12 protein-coding genes and 1 tRNA gene are annotated in these 16,254 nt (G+C 52.7%); 5 read left to right on the top strand and 8 right to left on the bottom strand.

The window, feature by feature from the left end:
• Window positions 1-360 precede the first annotated feature (360 nt).
• Entirely contained in the window at window positions 361-1,680 is a 1,320-nt protein-coding gene (gene ffh / locus CLV58_RS07325) for a signal recognition particle protein (protein WP_106137138.1), read from the top strand.
• 198 nt (window positions 1,681-1,878) lie between these two features.
• The gene (locus CLV58_RS07320; protein ID WP_106137137.1) at window positions 1,879-2,289 is read left to right on the top strand and encodes a hypothetical protein; all 411 of its coding nucleotides are present in this window, start codon (window positions 1,879-1,881) and stop codon (window positions 2,287-2,289) included.
• Window positions 2,290-2,300: 11 nt separating this feature from the next.
• Here the strand turns inward: CLV58_RS07320 and CLV58_RS07315 are convergent, their stop codons facing one another.
• From CLV58_RS07315 to CLV58_RS07295, 5 genes are all read right to left on the bottom strand, one after another.
• Window positions 2,301-4,772 carry a TonB-dependent receptor gene (locus CLV58_RS07315; RefSeq protein WP_106137136.1) on the bottom strand — a complete coding sequence of 824 codons (2,472 nt, stop codon included), beginning with the start codon at window positions 4,770-4,772 and terminating at the stop codon, window positions 2,301-2,303.
• 186 nt (window positions 4,773-4,958) lie between these two features.
• Window positions 4,959-5,333, bottom strand: a complete 375-nt coding sequence (locus CLV58_RS07310; RefSeq protein WP_146141383.1) for a hypothetical protein — start codon at window positions 5,331-5,333, stop codon at window positions 4,959-4,961.
• A 373-nt stretch (window positions 5,334-5,706) separates the two neighbouring features.
• Window positions 5,707-6,462: a succinate dehydrogenase/fumarate reductase iron-sulfur subunit gene (locus tag CLV58_RS07305; RefSeq protein WP_106137255.1), complete on the bottom strand. Its 756-nt coding sequence runs from the start codon at window positions 6,460-6,462 to the stop codon at window positions 5,707-5,709.
• A 94-nt stretch (window positions 6,463-6,556) separates the two neighbouring features.
• Entirely contained in the window at window positions 6,557-8,494 is a 1,938-nt protein-coding gene (locus tag CLV58_RS07300) for a fumarate reductase/succinate dehydrogenase flavoprotein subunit (RefSeq protein WP_106137134.1), read from the bottom strand.
• 81 nt (window positions 8,495-8,575) lie between these two features.
• Window positions 8,576-9,271, bottom strand: coding sequence for a succinate dehydrogenase cytochrome b subunit (locus CLV58_RS07295; protein WP_106137133.1), 696 nt, complete (start codon window positions 9,269-9,271; stop codon window positions 8,576-8,578).
• Window positions 9,272-9,667: 396 nt separating this feature from the next.
• Here CLV58_RS07295 and fabD point away from each other — a divergent pair, with 396 nt between their 5' ends.
• The 3 genes from fabD to CLV58_RS07280 all read left to right on the top strand — a co-directional run bounded on the left by fabD (window position 9,668) and on the right by CLV58_RS07280 (window position 11,880).
• Window positions 9,668-10,543, top strand: a complete 876-nt coding sequence (gene fabD, locus CLV58_RS07290; protein ID WP_106137132.1) for an ACP S-malonyltransferase — start codon at window positions 9,668-9,670, stop codon at window positions 10,541-10,543.
• A 115-nt stretch (window positions 10,544-10,658) separates the two neighbouring features.
• A tRNA-Gln gene (locus CLV58_RS07285) sits at window positions 10,659-10,729 on the top strand.
• 473 nt (window positions 10,730-11,202) lie between these two features.
• Window positions 11,203-11,880 (top strand): TetR/AcrR family transcriptional regulator, encoded by a 678-nt coding sequence (locus CLV58_RS07280; RefSeq protein WP_106137131.1) that lies wholly within the window; start codon window positions 11,203-11,205, stop codon window positions 11,878-11,880.
• A 67-nt stretch (window positions 11,881-11,947) separates the two neighbouring features.
• Here the strand turns inward: CLV58_RS07280 and CLV58_RS07275 are convergent, their stop codons facing one another.
• From CLV58_RS07275 to CLV58_RS07265, 3 genes are all read right to left on the bottom strand, one after another.
• Window positions 11,948-13,981: a kojibiose hydrolase gene (locus CLV58_RS07275; RefSeq protein ID WP_106137130.1), complete on the bottom strand. Its 2,034-nt coding sequence runs from the start codon at window positions 13,979-13,981 to the stop codon at window positions 11,948-11,950.
• Between the two features lie 118 nt (window positions 13,982-14,099).
• A complete protein-coding gene (locus CLV58_RS07270) occupies window positions 14,100-14,813 on the bottom strand; it encodes a hypothetical protein (RefSeq protein ID WP_245882253.1) in 714 nt (237 codons plus the stop codon).
• 71 nt (window positions 14,814-14,884) lie between these two features.
• Window positions 14,885-16,240, bottom strand: coding sequence for a vanadium-dependent haloperoxidase (locus CLV58_RS07265; protein WP_106137129.1), 1,356 nt, complete (start codon window positions 16,238-16,240; stop codon window positions 14,885-14,887).
• Between the last annotated feature and the right edge of the window lie 14 nt (window positions 16,241-16,254).

The raw sequence follows: 16,254 nt of genomic DNA, 5'->3' as shown, positions 1-16,254 counted from the left end.
GCAGAATTGACAGCAATCAGCGAAGCACAACAAACATATAAAAATAGTTTAATAGAAACCACCTTTTACCACATTAAAAAAATAGCCAGTTTTCCGAAGGAAATTAACTAATCAACCAAGTTGACGAATAGTTGTGTGGCTTTTAGGCGAATTATTGGGCTAATCTTCTGAATCAACGCATTATCGGCTCACTCTATTGTTACACTAGACAGCCAAACTTTATGCCTTCGGTGCTGTAACAGTTATCGCAGCTAACGGGCTCATGTACCAGGGAAGTTTGCTACCTGACAGGGTCTGTAAAGACGGGTGGGTTTTGCCCGCCGGAAACTACTATCTTTGTTGCACTGTTTGCCATAAACTATGTTCGAGAACCTTCAGGATAAACTCAATAAGGCGTTCAAAACCCTCAAAGGACAGGGTCGAATTTCTGAAATCAACGTGGCCGCTACCGTGAAGGAAGTGCGCCGGGCGCTGACTGACGCCGACGTTAACTATAAAGTTGCCAAAGACATTACCGACCGTATTCGCGATAAAGCCCTCGACCGGAAAGTACTGATTTCGGTGGAACCAGGCCAACTGTTCGTCAAGATCGTGCAGGAAGAACTGACCGAGCTGATGGGTGGCGAAGCGCAGCAGATCAATACGAAAGGCGATCCGGCAGTTATCCTGATCTCGGGCTTGCAGGGGTCCGGTAAAACAACCTTCTCGGGTAAGTTGGCCGCTTTTCTGAAAAAGCAGGGTCGTGGCGTGCTGCTCGTTGCCGACGACATTTACCGGCCGGCCGCTATCGATCAGCTGAAAGTGCTGGGCGAGCAGGTAGGCGTTGAGGTCTACTCGGAGCCTGAGAACAAAAACGCCGTCAGCATCGCGCAGAACGCGATTAGTCACGCCCGCAAAACCGGCAAGAAAATCGTTATCGTCGATACCGCCGGTCGTTTGGCTGTCGATGAAGCGATGATGCAGGAAATCGAAGCGGTGAAGCGGGCCATCAACCCAACAGAAACCCTGTTCGTTGTCGATTCGATGACGGGGCAGGATGCGGTAAACACGGCCAAAACCTTCAACGACCGGCTCAATTTCGACGGTGTCGTACTGACAAAACTCGACGGTGACGCTCGCGGTGGAGCCGCCCTGTCGATCAAAACCGTTGTCAACAAACCCATCAAGTTCATCAGCACGGGCGAGAAAATGGAAGCCCTCGACGTGTTCTATCCCGACCGGATGGCTAGCCGGATTCTGGGTATGGGCGACGTGATTTCGCTGGTTGAACGGGCGCAGCAGGCGTTTGACGAAGACGAAGCGAAACGTATCAACGCCAAGATGCGGAAGAACCAGTTCGACTTCGATGACTTCCTGTCACAGCTTCAGCAGATCAAGAAGATGGGCAACGTCAAGGATCTGCTCGGTATGATTCCGGGAATGGGCAAGATGATCAAGGATCTCGACATCGACAACGATTCGTTTAAACCCATCGAAGCCATTATCAGCTCGATGACGCCGAAAGAGCGTAGCCGGCCTGAACTCATCGACGGTAGTCGCAAAAAGCGTATTGCCGCCGGTAGCGGCACCAGTATCACGCAGGTCAACAATCTGCTGAAGCAGTTCGACGAGATGCGCAAGATGATGAAGAAAATGAACACAATGCAGGCGTCCGGCAAGCTTAACAAGCTGATGAAATAAGGTCGAACTGCGTTAGACTATACCAGGCAGACAGGCCGTCGTTCGCGCGAACGACGGCCTGTCTGTTTTCGTACAATCGCCGATTTGCCTTTTATCCCAAAAATCAGCCGTTGGTCCGATCGGTGCAACGTGCTCCGGCAGGCGCTCATCTCTTGGTCAGATTCGAAATGGTTCGGATCACAAACCTTACCGATCGCCATGAAAACCCGTGCTGCCTCTATCCTGTCTGCCCTGTTGCTTCTGACAAGTCTGTCTGTTTCGCTCCCTTCTTTCGCCCAGAAAGCGGTCGATTATTACGCGACTCCTACCTTCCAGATTGGTATGTTCCCTAATAGCACACAAACGAAAGTCTGGCTCAGCTTCGAACGGTACGATGCCGTCAAACCATTACGAATCACACTGCGCGATAACAAGAACAGAGAAATGTACGACGGATACGTACCGCGCCAAACCGACAAAGGACGGCAGTGCTTTGATATGAGCCAGCTCGCCGATGGTCTGTATACGTTCACGATTAGCGACGGTAAGCAAACGCAGGAACGCAGCTTCCGCATCAGTACACCCGGTATTCAGGAGACCTTGCCACAGCGTCAGATCACCATGCGTTAAGCCCGCAGCGTTTAGAAGGGTACGATTACTTTGACACTCGCGTTTCGCCCCATGTTGTACATACCAAACCGGCCCGTGGGCGATGCCGTGTAATATTCGAAATACTTAAGCCGATTCAGGTGCGACTGGTACGCTACGTTGAACAGGTTGTCGACCTGGAAAAAGAGTTGAAGTAGCGGTCGGTTTTGGCGGTTGTTGATGGTACCGCCAAAACCTGCGTTGACCAGTGCATAGCCCGGTGTTGCCGTCTCCGTATTGTCGACCCCATAGAATCGGTTCTGCGCGCCATAGTAGTCCAGCTCTGCTCGGGCATACAACGCCGTCAGCTGGCCTTTATCCGTCCCGAACGTGGCCCGAACTTCTGATCGGCCGTGCAGCGGAGGGATAAATGGCAAATACCGGGCAGCATCTCCCTGCTGTTCGATTAGCCGGGGGTTACAGTTCAATCCGCGAATCAGCGCCAGACTATTGTTGATCGTCAGCCACTTGCTTGTACGGGGATGCAGATTCAGGCTAAACTCCGCTCCGTACAATTGCGCTTTCGACTGTTGGTACTGGTACGTAAAATTTCCCGGCACGATCACGACCGGCTGACCAGCGTCGTCGTAAAGCCGGGCCTGATAGATGTAATTGTCGATGACGTTGTTGAACAACTCGACACTGACGTCCATGTCGTTAAGGTAGCCAATGAAGCCAATATCCGTTTGCAGACTGAACTCCGGCTGAAAGTTACGGTTGCCCAGATAAACAATACGGGCACCCGGATCGAGACCGTTCGACCCGATCTCGGTGATGTTGGGAGCCCGATAGCCGCGCGACAGGTTGGCTTTTACCAACAGACGTTCCGAGATGTTGTACGTCGCACCCAAACTACCCGATACGCCCGTGAACGGCCTGCGGTATGCTGCAAACTGCGGTACCGCCGTCGGATTGGCCGGTGCGTAGACCAACTGGTCGAACCCGGTAGCCAGGTTGGGTTGTACATATTGACTGGCCCAGTCGATCAACCGGGTGTCGTAGCGAATTCCCCCGCTGATATCGACAGGTCCGAGTGTTTTCTTAACAAAGAGAAACGAACCAATGTCCAGCAGCGAGTAGTCGGGTATTGGGAAATCGGTGCCGTTCAGATTCTTGTTCGTCTGGTACATCCCGTTCACACCCAGCGTCGGCTCAACGCCCTTCCAGATCGGCAGGTTGTACTTTAGATCATAGTTGAGCGTGTTAAGTCGGACATACAGGCCCGGCTGATCGGTGGCGGTGGGGTGATTGTACTCCCGGCGAACGCTCTGCTGAAAACCCGCCAGTACCGACAGATCGCTCTTGCCGATGATAAACCGATTCCGGGTAAACAGTCGATAATGTTGAATGTGCTGATGCAGCGGATTGATACGATACGTCCGCAGGTCAGCGTCGGGTACGATTGGTCGTTGTTTGATATCGTCTTCATCGCTTTCCAGCACCTGACGCGTAAACCGGCGGGTCAATGAATCGCGGCTTCCATCGGGGATTTCCTGTAAGTTATCGTACAGCGTTGCGTAGAGAAACGATGAGCCCCAGCGCTTCTCCACGCCCGTCATCGCCGAAAGATTCAGTTCACGATAAGCTGTCCCATATACTCGCCCATCGACGGGATTGGTGTAAGCCGTAGCCAGTTTGTTCGACATCCGAAAGGCCGACTTCCAGCCACTCTTTACGTGCGATAGTCCCAATGATGTACCAATCATCCTATTATTGGTGTGGTATTCGCCGACGACATCGCCATTGATTTTTTCCTCGGCACCACGCGGCACATAGGGGATAAAGTTGATGACTCCCGCTACCGCATCGGACCCGTAAATCAAACTGGCCGGCCCTTTGACCACCTCTGCCCGCTCGATGCCGTATTGATCGACTTCGATACCGTGTTCGTCGCCCCATTGCTGCCCCTCCTGCCGAACGCCATTGTACAACGTCAGTACCCGGTTATACCCCAGGCCACGAATGAATGGCTTCGATACGTTGGGGCCGGTAGTTACCGCACTTAGACCCGGCACACCTTTCAGCACCGCATCGACAGCATTCGTATTCGCGTTGAGATTCATCTCCTTCCGCGTTATCACAGCAATGGCAACCGGGCTTTTCCGAAGTTCAGTCGCTCGCGCGCCGGTTATGACAACCTCGTTCAGATTACGGGCCGATTCCCGCAGGTCAACTGACAGGTTGATTACCTGACCGGCCGTCAGTTTTACGGTCTTGCGGTAGGACTCGTACCCGATCAGCGATACACTAAGCTGGTACGTCCCCGTTGGAACGTCAATGAATTGAAACGCGCCCGTCGTATCGGTAGCCGTACCAAACTGCGTATTGATGAGCGTAACCGTGGCACCGGGCAACGGCGATCCACCGGTTGTGATGATACCCTTGACAGAAACCAGACTGTCTGACTGCGCCCAAACCGGCGCTATGGCAACAAGAAAAATCAGGAGTAAAAGCGTTACCCGCATGGTAAACAAGGCGATAGGACCGGTCAACTGACCGGCTAAGACAGGAAGAATAGACAGATAGAACCAGCAATTAACCGACGCTCCGAACGGGTTCGGCCAGGGTACAGCGCGGAAAGACGCGCATAGGAAACGCAACGCTCGTGCGACACAGCCGAAGCTGCTGATGAACGTTTGTCAATCAGGATGCTAGGCCATGAAGGCAGGCGGGCCACGGAGACAGGCGAAGATGGCGCGCTGCTCGGCAGTCGGGAGAAGGTAAGAAAAACCGGTGTTTGTCGTTGGGATTGTCCAGCAGACCGGAGTAGTCAACACTGGCTCAACACCGGGGACAAACGGCGCATTCGTGCACATGTCGAGCCAGAACAGCTCGAACGACGTGTGCGGATTGTTGGAAATCGGCCCCTGTTTGCCCGTCAGTTTGTACGGGTGGGTGTGAATAACGATACGACCATTCGGCAAGCGGTGCGCGTGCAGAAAGATCATGCTGTTGAGCGTAATCAATCCCCACAGCAGTGTCAGGCCCCGCGCCGTGTATCGTCGTATGGTTGTTCTGGTTAGCAAACTGTGTCGCTTCTCACCTTTTTATTCAACAACGAAGTACGCGTATCTGCCACAAAAATCACAGTATACTTACTTAATTTTTAGACTAGCCTAAAAATTGTGATTGAATGGTAGTTTGTGGGAACGCGATCGCACCGGCGACCACCGTGGCGTGGACCGGCGATCCTTCGCGTCTCAGCATGCGTCCGCCACAGCTATCCTGATCAAATCATTTCGCCAACTTCCGATCTTTCGCGTCTCGGTGCGCGTCAGCTAAAACCATCCGGCAGAGGAGACGCAAAGGATTGCCGGTCCGCCGGTGCGGTCTCTACGCACCAACAAAAAAGCCTGACCTACCGCTGGCAGATCAGGCTTTTCTTGAAGCGATATAGGCTTACTGAACGTTGTCCGACGTCAGTTTGGCACCCAGGTATTCGCGGTTCAACCGGGCGATATGGTCGAGCGAAATCGACTTGGGACATTCTACCGAGCAGGCACCCGTGAACGAACAGGCACCAAAACCTTCAGCGTCCATCTGCGCAACCATGCGTTCGGCCCGCTCAACGTGTTCGGCTTTACCTTGCGGCAGAATAGCCAGTTGCGACACTTTCGCCGACACAAACAGCATAGCCGATGCGTTCTTACAGGCGGCTACGCAGGCTCCACAGCCAATACAGGCTGCCGCGTCCATTGCTTCGTCAGCAATCGTACGGGGAATCAGGATTTCGTTGGCATCGCGGGCCGAACCGGTGTTGACCGATACATACCCACCCGCCTGAATAACCCGGTCGAACGCTGCCCGGTCGACCATCAGGTCTTTGATGACCGGAAATGCGCGTGCCCGCCATGGCTCCACCACGATCGTGTCGCCATCGCTGAACGAGCGCATGTGCAGCTGACAGGTCGTTGCCCCCGTCTGTGGCCCGTGTGCCCGACCGTTGATGTACATCGAACACATACCACAAATTCCTTCGCGGCAATCATGGTCGAAGGCAACCGGCTCCTCGCCCTTGCGGGTCAGCGAGTCGTTCAGCACGTCGAACATTTCCAGAAACGACATATCTTCCGATACGTTGTCCAGTTGGTACTCAACCAACTTACCTGGGGTATTATTATTTTTCTGTCTCCAGACTTTGAGTGTGATTTTCATCTTTTTGATGGGTTTACGGTTTTCGGTATTCAGTTTACGGTACCATCCTCGGTTGAGATCAGTCACCGTAAACCGAATACCGAAAACCCATCACTTATTTGTAACTCCGCTGTGTCAGTTTCACGTTTTCAAACTCCAGCACTTCCTTGTTGAGCAATTCAGGCTGGTTTTCACCCTGATACTCCCAGGCTGCCACGTACGTGAAGTTTTCGTCATCGCGCAGGGCTTCGCCGTCTTCCGTCTGGTGCTCTTCGCGGAAGTGACCGCCACACGATTCTTCCCGGTTCAGTGCATCGTCGACCATCAACTCACCCAGTTCGATGAAGTCGGCCACACGTGAGGCCTGCTCCAGCGCCTGGTTGATTTCTTCCGAATCGCCCAGCACCTTCACGTTCGTCCAGAAGTCTTTTTTCAACTGCTGAATTTTCTGCTTGGCAATTTTCAGGCCTTCTGCGTTACGCGACATGCCGCAATACTCCCACATGATGTGGCCCAGATCGCGGTGGAAATCGTCGACTGGCCGATCGCCTTTGATCGACAGCAGTTGCTGTACCGTATCGTGAACTTTCTTCTCGGCTTCCTTAAACACCGGCGAATCGACCGCAATCTTATCGGCAGGCCCGATCGTAGCCAGGTAGTCACCGACTGTGTACGGAATCACGAAATACCCGTCGGCCAATCCCTGCATCAGGGCCGATGCCCCGAGCCGGTTTGCACCGTGGTCCGAGAAGTTTGCTTCACCCAGCGCGTAGCAGCCCGGAATAGTCGTCATCAGGTTGTAATCAACCCAAAGACCGCCCATGGTATAGTGCACGGCAGGATAAATCATCATCGGCAGTTCGTATGGATTCTCACCGGTGATTTTTTCGTACATCTCGAACAGGTTACCGTACTTGGCTTCGATCGTCTTCCGACCGTCGCGCTTGATGGCATCAGCAAAATCGAGGTATACGGCCAGACCCGTCTTGGCAACACCACGTCCTTCGTCACAGACATATTTCGCGTTGCGGGACGCTACGTCGCGTGGCACAAGGTTACCAAACGATGGGTAGCGACGTTCCAGGAAGTAATCGCGTGCATCTTCCGGCAGATCCGTCGGCTTGATTTTACCTTCCCGAATCCGCAGTGAATCTTCCTGTTTTTTAGGAACCCACACCCGACCATCGTTCCGCAGCGACTCCGACATCAGCGTCAGTTTCGACTGGTAGTGACCCGATACCGGAATACAGGTTGGGTGAATCTGTGTAAAGCAGGGATTGGCAAACAGCGCCCCTTTCTTGTGTGCCCGCCACGCAGCCGTCACGTTCGAGCCCATCGCGTTCGTCGACAGGTAGAATACGTTACCGTAGCCGCCGGTACACAGCAATACAGCGTGTCCTGCGTGCGATTCAATTTTACCCGTAATCAGGTTCCGCGTTACGATACCCCGTGCTTTGCCGCCCTCTACGACGAGGTCCAGCATTTCGGTCCGGGTGTACAGTTTCACTTTACCGTTGGCCACCTGACGGCTCAGCGCCGAGTAAGCACCCAGCAGCAACTGCTGGCCGGTCTGCCCACGGGCGTAGAATGTACGCGATACCTGTGCACCACCGAATGACCGGTTGGCCAGCAAACCGCCGTACTCACGGGCGAAGGGTACCCCCTGCGCTACGCACTGGTCGATAATGTTGACACTAACTTCTGCCAGTCGGTACACGTTTCCTTCACGAGCGCGGTAGTCGCCCCCCTTGATGGTATCGTAAAACAGCCGGAATACACTGTCGCCGTCGTTCTGATAGTTCTTGGCAGCGTTGATCCCACCCTGCGCGGCAATCGAGTGCGCCCGGCGAGGGCTGTCTTGAAAACAGAATGCTTTTACGTTGTAGCCCAGCTCAGCCAGCGATGCGGCTGCCGACGCTCCCGCCAGCCCTGTTCCGACAACTATGATATCGTATTTGCGTTTGTTGGCCGGGTTTACCAGTTTCAGACCAAACTTCTGCCGCGCCCATTTCTCGGCTAGCGGCCCCGCAGGAATTTTAGATTCGAGTTTCATACTCTAAAGAGTGAAAGAGTGAACGAATGAAAGAGTGGCTGTCGCTTGATGTCGCTGAGCACACCCTTAACCTGACGCTCATTAAATAATCCCGTGAACCTGTAGAAACACGTAGACTGGCATCGCTGCGAATGCCAGCGGAATGATGATCGCGAAGAAATAACGCCCGACCAGTTCAATGACCGGCGTGTATTTCTTGTGCCGGACACCAAGCGATTGAAAACCACTCTGAAAGCCGTGGGCCAGGTGATAGCCCAGTGCGCCCATACAGAGCACGTACAGCAACACATACCACCACTGTGAGAACGCTTCCTTCACCACAGCATACAGGTCTTTGTACTGTTTGCCATCGTACTCAGCCATCGGAACCGAACCGAAGTGCATTTCATACCAGAACGTACGCATGTGGATGATGATGAACAGCAAAACGATCGTTCCCAGGATACCCATGTTCCGCGACGACCAGTCGCTGTTAGCTTCTGGCTTCGAGTAAGCATACTGAACAGGGCGCGAATCCCGGTTGTGACGAGTCAGGATGAACGCCATCAGCGCATGCACCAGAATCGACGTATACAACAGGTACGAAACAGTAATGATCAGTGGGTTGTGCGTCATGAAGTACGTGTACTCATTGAACGCCCGTCCGCCGTCGGCCTTGAATAGTTGCAAGTTGCCGGCCATGTGCACGATCAGGAACGAACTCAGAAAAAGCCCCGTCAGCGACATGATTACCTTGCGGCCGAGGGAGCTGGACAATGCCTGCGTTATCCAAACCATATAAAAAACGACACGAAAATTAAGTGGGAAAAATTAGGACGAAAGCCGCAGTTTACGGCGCATCAAAACTACTTCACAAACCCCACGCAAACAACTTTGCCTTTCCATTTCGATTAGTATTTAGACCCTGTCCAATCACCAAATTCCGCAATTTGAAAATGTTTTTCCAACGGAACGTTCGTCAAAAATGTTTGCCCTGTGGCCTATCCTAGACTGTTTGGTTCATAGGCAATCGAAACAATCTTTATCGATAGACGACCTTCCGTATTCTCCCGATAACCGCTGCAACGGCAGACCGGTCTTGAATTACGTTGAAAAGGCCCGTTCCTTTGTAAAAAGAACAATCGCTGGCTGTACAACGTGCTCGAAATGCAGCGACGAACCTTATTTTTAGCTATGAACGCATATGTATTCCCAGGGCAGGGATCGCAATCGCCCGGTATGGGCCGCGACCTGTACGAAACCTCGCCCGCCATCAAACAACTCTTCGATCAGGCCAACGACATTCTCGGCTACGACCTGACACGCATCATGTTTGAGGGTACTGAAGAAGAACTTAAACAAACCGTCTACACCCAGCCCGCTATTTTCCTGCACAGCGTAGCACTAGCCCTGACTACCGATTCATTCGCACCGGATATGGTAGCGGGGCATTCGCTGGGTGAGCTGTCTGCTCTGACGGCCGCCGGCGCGCTGTCGTTTGCCGACGGATTGCGGTTAGCCTCAATCCGGGCTACGGCCATGCAACGAGCCTGCGAACTGGCCCCATCGGGAATGGCGGCAGTAACCAATCTGGCTGACGACGTGATCGAGCGTATCTGCGCCGGCATCACTGATGAAATAATCATCCCCGCGAACTATAACTGTCCTGGTCAGGTGGTAATCTCGGGAAGCATGGAAGGTATCCGGCGGGCGGGTGAACAGCTTACGGCAGCTGGTGCCCGACGCGTGCTGACATTAGCAGTAGGTGGCGCGTTTCACTCACCATTTATGGAGCCTGCCCGTGCTGAGTTTGCTGAAGCCGTCACAAACATGGTTTTCCAGACGCCCCGCTGCCCGGTCTACCAAAATGTCGACGCGCTGCCCCATACCGATCCGGCTGAAATCAAAGCCAATTTGATTGCTCAACTGACGGCTCCAGTTCGCTGGACACAATCGGTTGAGCGTATGGTTGCCGATGGTGCCACCGAATTTATCGAGTGTGGTCCGGGCAAAGTGTTGCAAGGGTTGATCAAAAAGATAAACTCATCAGTTCCGACACGAGCAATCTAAAAAATTTTTAATCTGATTATCAGCCAGAAAGAGACTATTTTACTCTTTCTGGCTATTTTTTTTCGGCCCAGGCTTGCATTTACCTACCAAATCATCCTACATTTGCACTCGCAATTGCCCGATCGTCTAAGGGTAGGACGACAGATTTTGGTTCTGTTTGTGGAGGTTCGAATCCTTCTCGGGCAACAGCAAAGCCGCTAAATGAGAATTTAGCGGCTTTTTTATTTTTCTTCAGCCCTATTCTCTGTCGGAATTGTAAGCTATTTTAGTAGGCAATAGTAGGTGTATGTATCTGGTAAACACAGTGTCTCTCAAATGCAATTCGTTAACTATACAGACACAGGTGACGCCCGAAAGTAATTGCCGAATTCGTTAACAATTGACCCATAACTTGTTACTAATCAGCTCGCTTATTTAGAATTGATTCGCTCTTACGGTTACGCTAACTGTGAAGCGGTCAGCAAAAAAATTATTGCACTATTACCCGAACACGTATACAAGCAATCAGCTAAGACTCGTTTAAGTTATAACATCGTCTTCATTCGTATAATACGATTTGTATTTGATACGGCAGACAATTTAAAAACCTGATGTGACCACGTTTCTCAAATTACGTCACAGTACTATAAAGTTCTGGATATTTAATTCATAGTCGTTGTATGGAGAAGGACGAGAAGGTCAGGCGGAACCGCGCGAAGACGACCCAACGTATCGTAGAAGCTCTTGAAGAAGTCATTGCTGAACGGGGTCTGGAAGGCGTAGGCGTAAACCGAGTGGCCGAAAAAGCTAATGTCAGCAAAGTCCTGATCTACCGCTATTTCGGCGGCATGGAGGGGCTGATGGAATATTATGTGAAGATGGGCAAACTCTTTCCGGTATTCAACCCGGCGGTTTTGGACCAGATTCGCCCGTTGCATGATTCCGACGTAGCCCGCATATGGTATCGGCAGGTAATTCAGACGTACCGGTATTTCCGTACGTTTAAAGCAGCCCGCGAGGTACTGAAAGCCAGTGTTATCGAAAATGACTCGATTGCCGAAACGACGGCCCGCGCGCAGGACGAAGAAATGACTCGTCTGGTGGAGCAGCTGTCATTCGTTAAAGGTGCCGATACGCAGGCAATTTCTGCCATCATACTGGGCGCGATGAATTACCTGACAATCATGGCGCAGAACGACCGTACAATGATCAGCATTGATCTGCGGAGCGAAGAAGGCTGGAAGCGCGTTGAAAGTGCCGTGAAAACGATATACATCGCATTGAATCGCATGGCCAGCCAGGCAAAAGAAGTAAACCTCGAACTGCAATCGGCGCAATTGCCGGTGGCGCAGTGGTAGTTTTCCTACCAACCTAACTAACTCGTTAAAAAATAAGCGGCTGGAGTCTGACTCCAGCCGCTTATTTTTATTGTACCTTGACCGTCTTCCTCTGCGGCCCGAATCCCTTTATAGTCAGCGACTTCCACTGTTTGGGCAATCGGGCCTTTTGTTGAACGATACCGGAATCGGTGATTTCCAGTCCGCCAAAGCCATTGAGCACCGACTGTAGCATGCCCCCAGCCCCCGTAGCAAAGTAAGGATTGGTACCTCCCGCCGTTTCAGCCATCACCCCGAAAGGCGGCACTTCGTTGGGTTTGTAGCTTCGAACAAACCACTCGTACGCCTTGTCCATGTTGCCAAAACGGGCGTTGAGCGTCGACAGTACCGACCAGCCCATGGCGGGGCCTTCGGGCGAATAGCGCGGGCTGTAGTAGTCCAGATCGCGCCGGGCCGCTTCGTCGGTAACGATATGCAGTGGGTAAGCCAGCAAGTTTACGTCAGCCTGTTTGATTTGTACACCGTCGTACGTGCGGTTCTCTTTGGTCACTCCGTCCGGGAATTTCAGGATTGGAATATTATCAGCGACGAGCTTCCAGTCGGGATCAGGCGTTATACCAAGTGTTTGAGCCGCCTGTATGGCGTACTGCAAGGAGGTTTTAGCCATACCATTCGTAAACGCGTTATCATCGATGTTTTCCTGCCACTCGTTGGCCCCGATCACGTTGTTGATGTGGTATTTGCCCGCGCCCTCCCGCTCAACACGACTTGCCCAGAATTCGGCCACTTCTTTAAGCATCGGATAGCCGCGCGTGCGCAACCATTCTTTGTCGCCCGTGACCTGATAGTACTTCCAGAAAGCCCAGCCGACGCAGCCGGTAATATGGTGCTGGAAAGGGCCAGTCAACGCCCAGACGGGCGTAGCTTCCTGCCCGTCTGAATCAGACTCCCAGGGGAACATAACGCCTTTATAACCATGACTAAATGCGTTCTGCCGGGCCATGCTCATCCGCTCGAACCGATATTCCAGCAGCGACTTTGCCAATTCCGGTTTCAGCGTCAGCAACGGTGGGTACATCCAAAGTTCGGTATCCCAGAATACGTGTCCGTTGTAGCCCAATCCCGACAGGCCCATCGGCGACAGGCTATACGAGGTACCTTCCCGCGAGAACGAATACAGGTGGTAGATGGCTGAGCGTACGGCCCGCTGCGCATCGGCGTCGCCTTCGATGACAATATCGCTTTGCCAGAGTTTGTCCCATTCGGCGCGGTGGCGGCTTAGCAGTCGTTCGGTGCGTTCGAGTGCAGCAAACAGTGTCAGGCGTTCAGCTTCATTATGCGGGTCAGCCGTATGAGCAGTCGACGATACCGAGCCGACAACGCTGAATCGGTACGTTTCGCCAGCTTTCAGCCGCTTTTTGAACTTAGCCAGATGCATGTTGTAATCCCAGTCTTCGTGAATTACATCGGGCTCCTGCCCGTGCGGTTCCTCGAAGATGAAGCTGGTGGATGCGGCTACGGTATGCCGTCCGGTCGGGCTTTTCGCGACGGACGTCAGTAGGCGGATGGTTACGTGCGAACGGTCGATCTCAGAATACAGGTTTTTGACCTCCCGCAGGTTATCCGGTGTTTCGATGACGCTGGCAGGCATGATTTCACAGTCTTTCTTCGCCGTGATTTCCATCATCGTCAGCTCGGAGAAAGGCAGGTGGCGCAGCGCCATCATCGTTTGCCGCACACTGACTTTATCCTTGTAGTCGAAGATTGTTGTGAGGGCAGCCTTTTGCATATCGAGCGTCTGCCGGTAGTTGCTGATATCCTTAGGCCCTACCCGTGTACCGTCGACGTCGAGGTTCATGTTGGCGAAGTTGAACACCTTCAGAATGTTCGACACCCGTCCCCGGCCATAGGTGTCGAAGGCACCATTCAACACTACGTCTTTCACTTTCATCGGCTCCGGCGACGATACCAGGCCGACCATCCCGTTGGCGACGGTAATGCCGTAGTAGTTAGCCGGGTTAATGTTTTGCCCGACGATAAGCCAATCGGCCGGAGTATTCTGCGACTGTACGGCAGAGCCAGCCGCGACAAGCAGCCCAACGAGTAGTAACGTTTTTTTCATGTAGTCATAGGAAAATTAGTTATCAAAATAATTCTATTCTACACTATAAAACAATGGCCCGGCGGCTATCCGTGCATGAATAGCCGCCGGGCCGTCTTAAACTCGTTGAATCGTTAAATTAATTCGGGCTGTACGTAAGTTGAATCACTGCTGATTGCGATCCATCGACGTTGGTGCGCTGCCAGCCAAGAGCAATGGGCAACTGTTTTGTGACATAGTATTCGATACCGACTACGAGTTGTCCCTGTACGTGTTGCCCGGAAATCCAGTCGCCCAGCAGATGTAGCTTTTCAAAAATTCCGGCATCAAAACCACCCTGAAAACCGTAGGCACGCCCTTCACCCAGATAAGGCTGATTGCCGACATACCCACCCAGCGACCATTTGTAACGCTGTTTTTTGAACGAACCCGCTAGTTGACCGTATCCATACGACACAAATCGGGTTTGATGCCGTTGAGACAGGTTGAATCCCAACTGTGTACCGAAGCCAATCTCCAACTGCTCGCTAATGGGAAACGCTTTTTGCGCGTTGAACAGCACCAGCGGACCGAATGGCATCTGCGTACTTGAATCGTTACGAGACAATTGCCGCTGATCGGGGTCGTAGATCAGATTATACAGATTCGCCCCGACCTCAACGTTATTCCCCAGCCCGTAGTTAATTGTTGTGGCCGAGTGATAGGAAGACTCGATATTGAACTGCTGCTGAATCGCAAATTTGTGCTTATCGACAATGTCTGACGAGGGCACGTTGAAATACGTTTGCTGGCTAAAACCGGGCTTCGTAGCCAGCAAGGTTATGACACAGATGATTCGGAAGACGTGGTTCACAGGCTATTGCGTTGAGCTAGACAGCCAATGTGGCTCTTTCCCGGCTCATGTGCATTAAAGCCTTGTTAAAGCTAGCGTGCAGCAACCGCCTTGCGCCGGGTTATAGCTTTTTGCACAACCCAGTTGCCCACTTTTTCGCCCTCTACCTGCCCGTTATCCAGCGCCGACCGGTAGTGAATACCTCCATACAGCCGACTGATCGATGCTTCGTTGGCAGCATCGCGGAACGACTTGAACGAGCGAACACCGTGGCCATATTTGTACTCGGTTGAATCGGTGAACGCAATATTATCGCCCATCAGGTTGGTCAGCACCGTCGCTGCGGCCGTCGAAATCACGCTGTGCCCGCTTGGGTACTCGGGGAAGGGCGGGGTTTGCAGGAAGGGCGTCCATTTTGGATCCATCAGCTTGTTGATAACCGTTTCCGGACGAACCATGTTGCTGCGGTACTTCTCGTCCCAGCACGAAATAAAGCCGTCGGTGAGGGCAAACGACGTCAGCGCATAGGCTTCAACCATCTGCATCATCGACAGTTTTTTCTGCCGCCCAACCGTCTGCGCAATCGCCATCCAGTGGCCACCGGGGGTCATTTTTTTCGACGCGTACATGACGTGTCCGGCTACGTTCATCACAAACGCATTGTCGTCCCAGAAATAAGCCGTCGCTTCCTGTTCTTTCGTCAGGTTTTTAACTACGGTGTATACCTCGTCGACTTCCTTCCGGTACGGATTTCCGACGGTCATGTTGTACGGCAATGGGCGGGGCGGCATGAACTGGTTACAGGTATCCATGGCCCAGCAGCGTAGCTTGTTCCATTGGGGCTCGGCCGCGTCCATGTAAGCAGGCGGGGTTGGCACCCAGGTTCCTTCGGCATTGGTTACTGTATGCTTGAATCCGCGTGTCTGTTTGTAATTGTCTTTGGCTGCGTAATCGAGCACGTGTTTGGCAACGGCCTCACCGTACGCCATCGATCGTTCATATACGTCGTCGGGAACACCATCCTGCTTATACTTCTCGTAGAATGACTTCTCAAAGTCATCGTAAAACTCGACGCTGAACGTAAGCGCACGGGCAACGGTCATGAAGGCGCGGGTGCTGGCCAGTGGGAAACAATATTGCTTACCCGCTTCAGGCTGGGGCCCATCACTGAACCGTTTCAGCTTACCCGCCAGCGACTGATAATTCGGATCAAAAGGGGCCAATGCTTCGTAGCCCGCCAGATTCGCATACGCATAAATACGGCTGGCAACGGGTGGCGAAAAGATATCGTGTACGACAACCTCGGTCAGTTTATTCAGCGCGGCATTGTAGCGCTCGGGATCAGCGGCTTTGGCGTTGTATTCGGTTGGCGTCGACTCTTTCTGACAACCCGTCAGCAGTACCAGCGCCATCACCGGGAGGCTAATCCAATAGGCAATCGATTTCATACGGCAGGACAGTT

Source organism: Spirosoma oryzae (assembly GCF_003002825.1).
Lineage (GTDB): Bacteria > Bacteroidota > Bacteroidia > Cytophagales > Spirosomataceae > Spirosoma > Spirosoma oryzae.
This window is presented reverse-complemented; position numbering and strand designations above follow the sequence as displayed.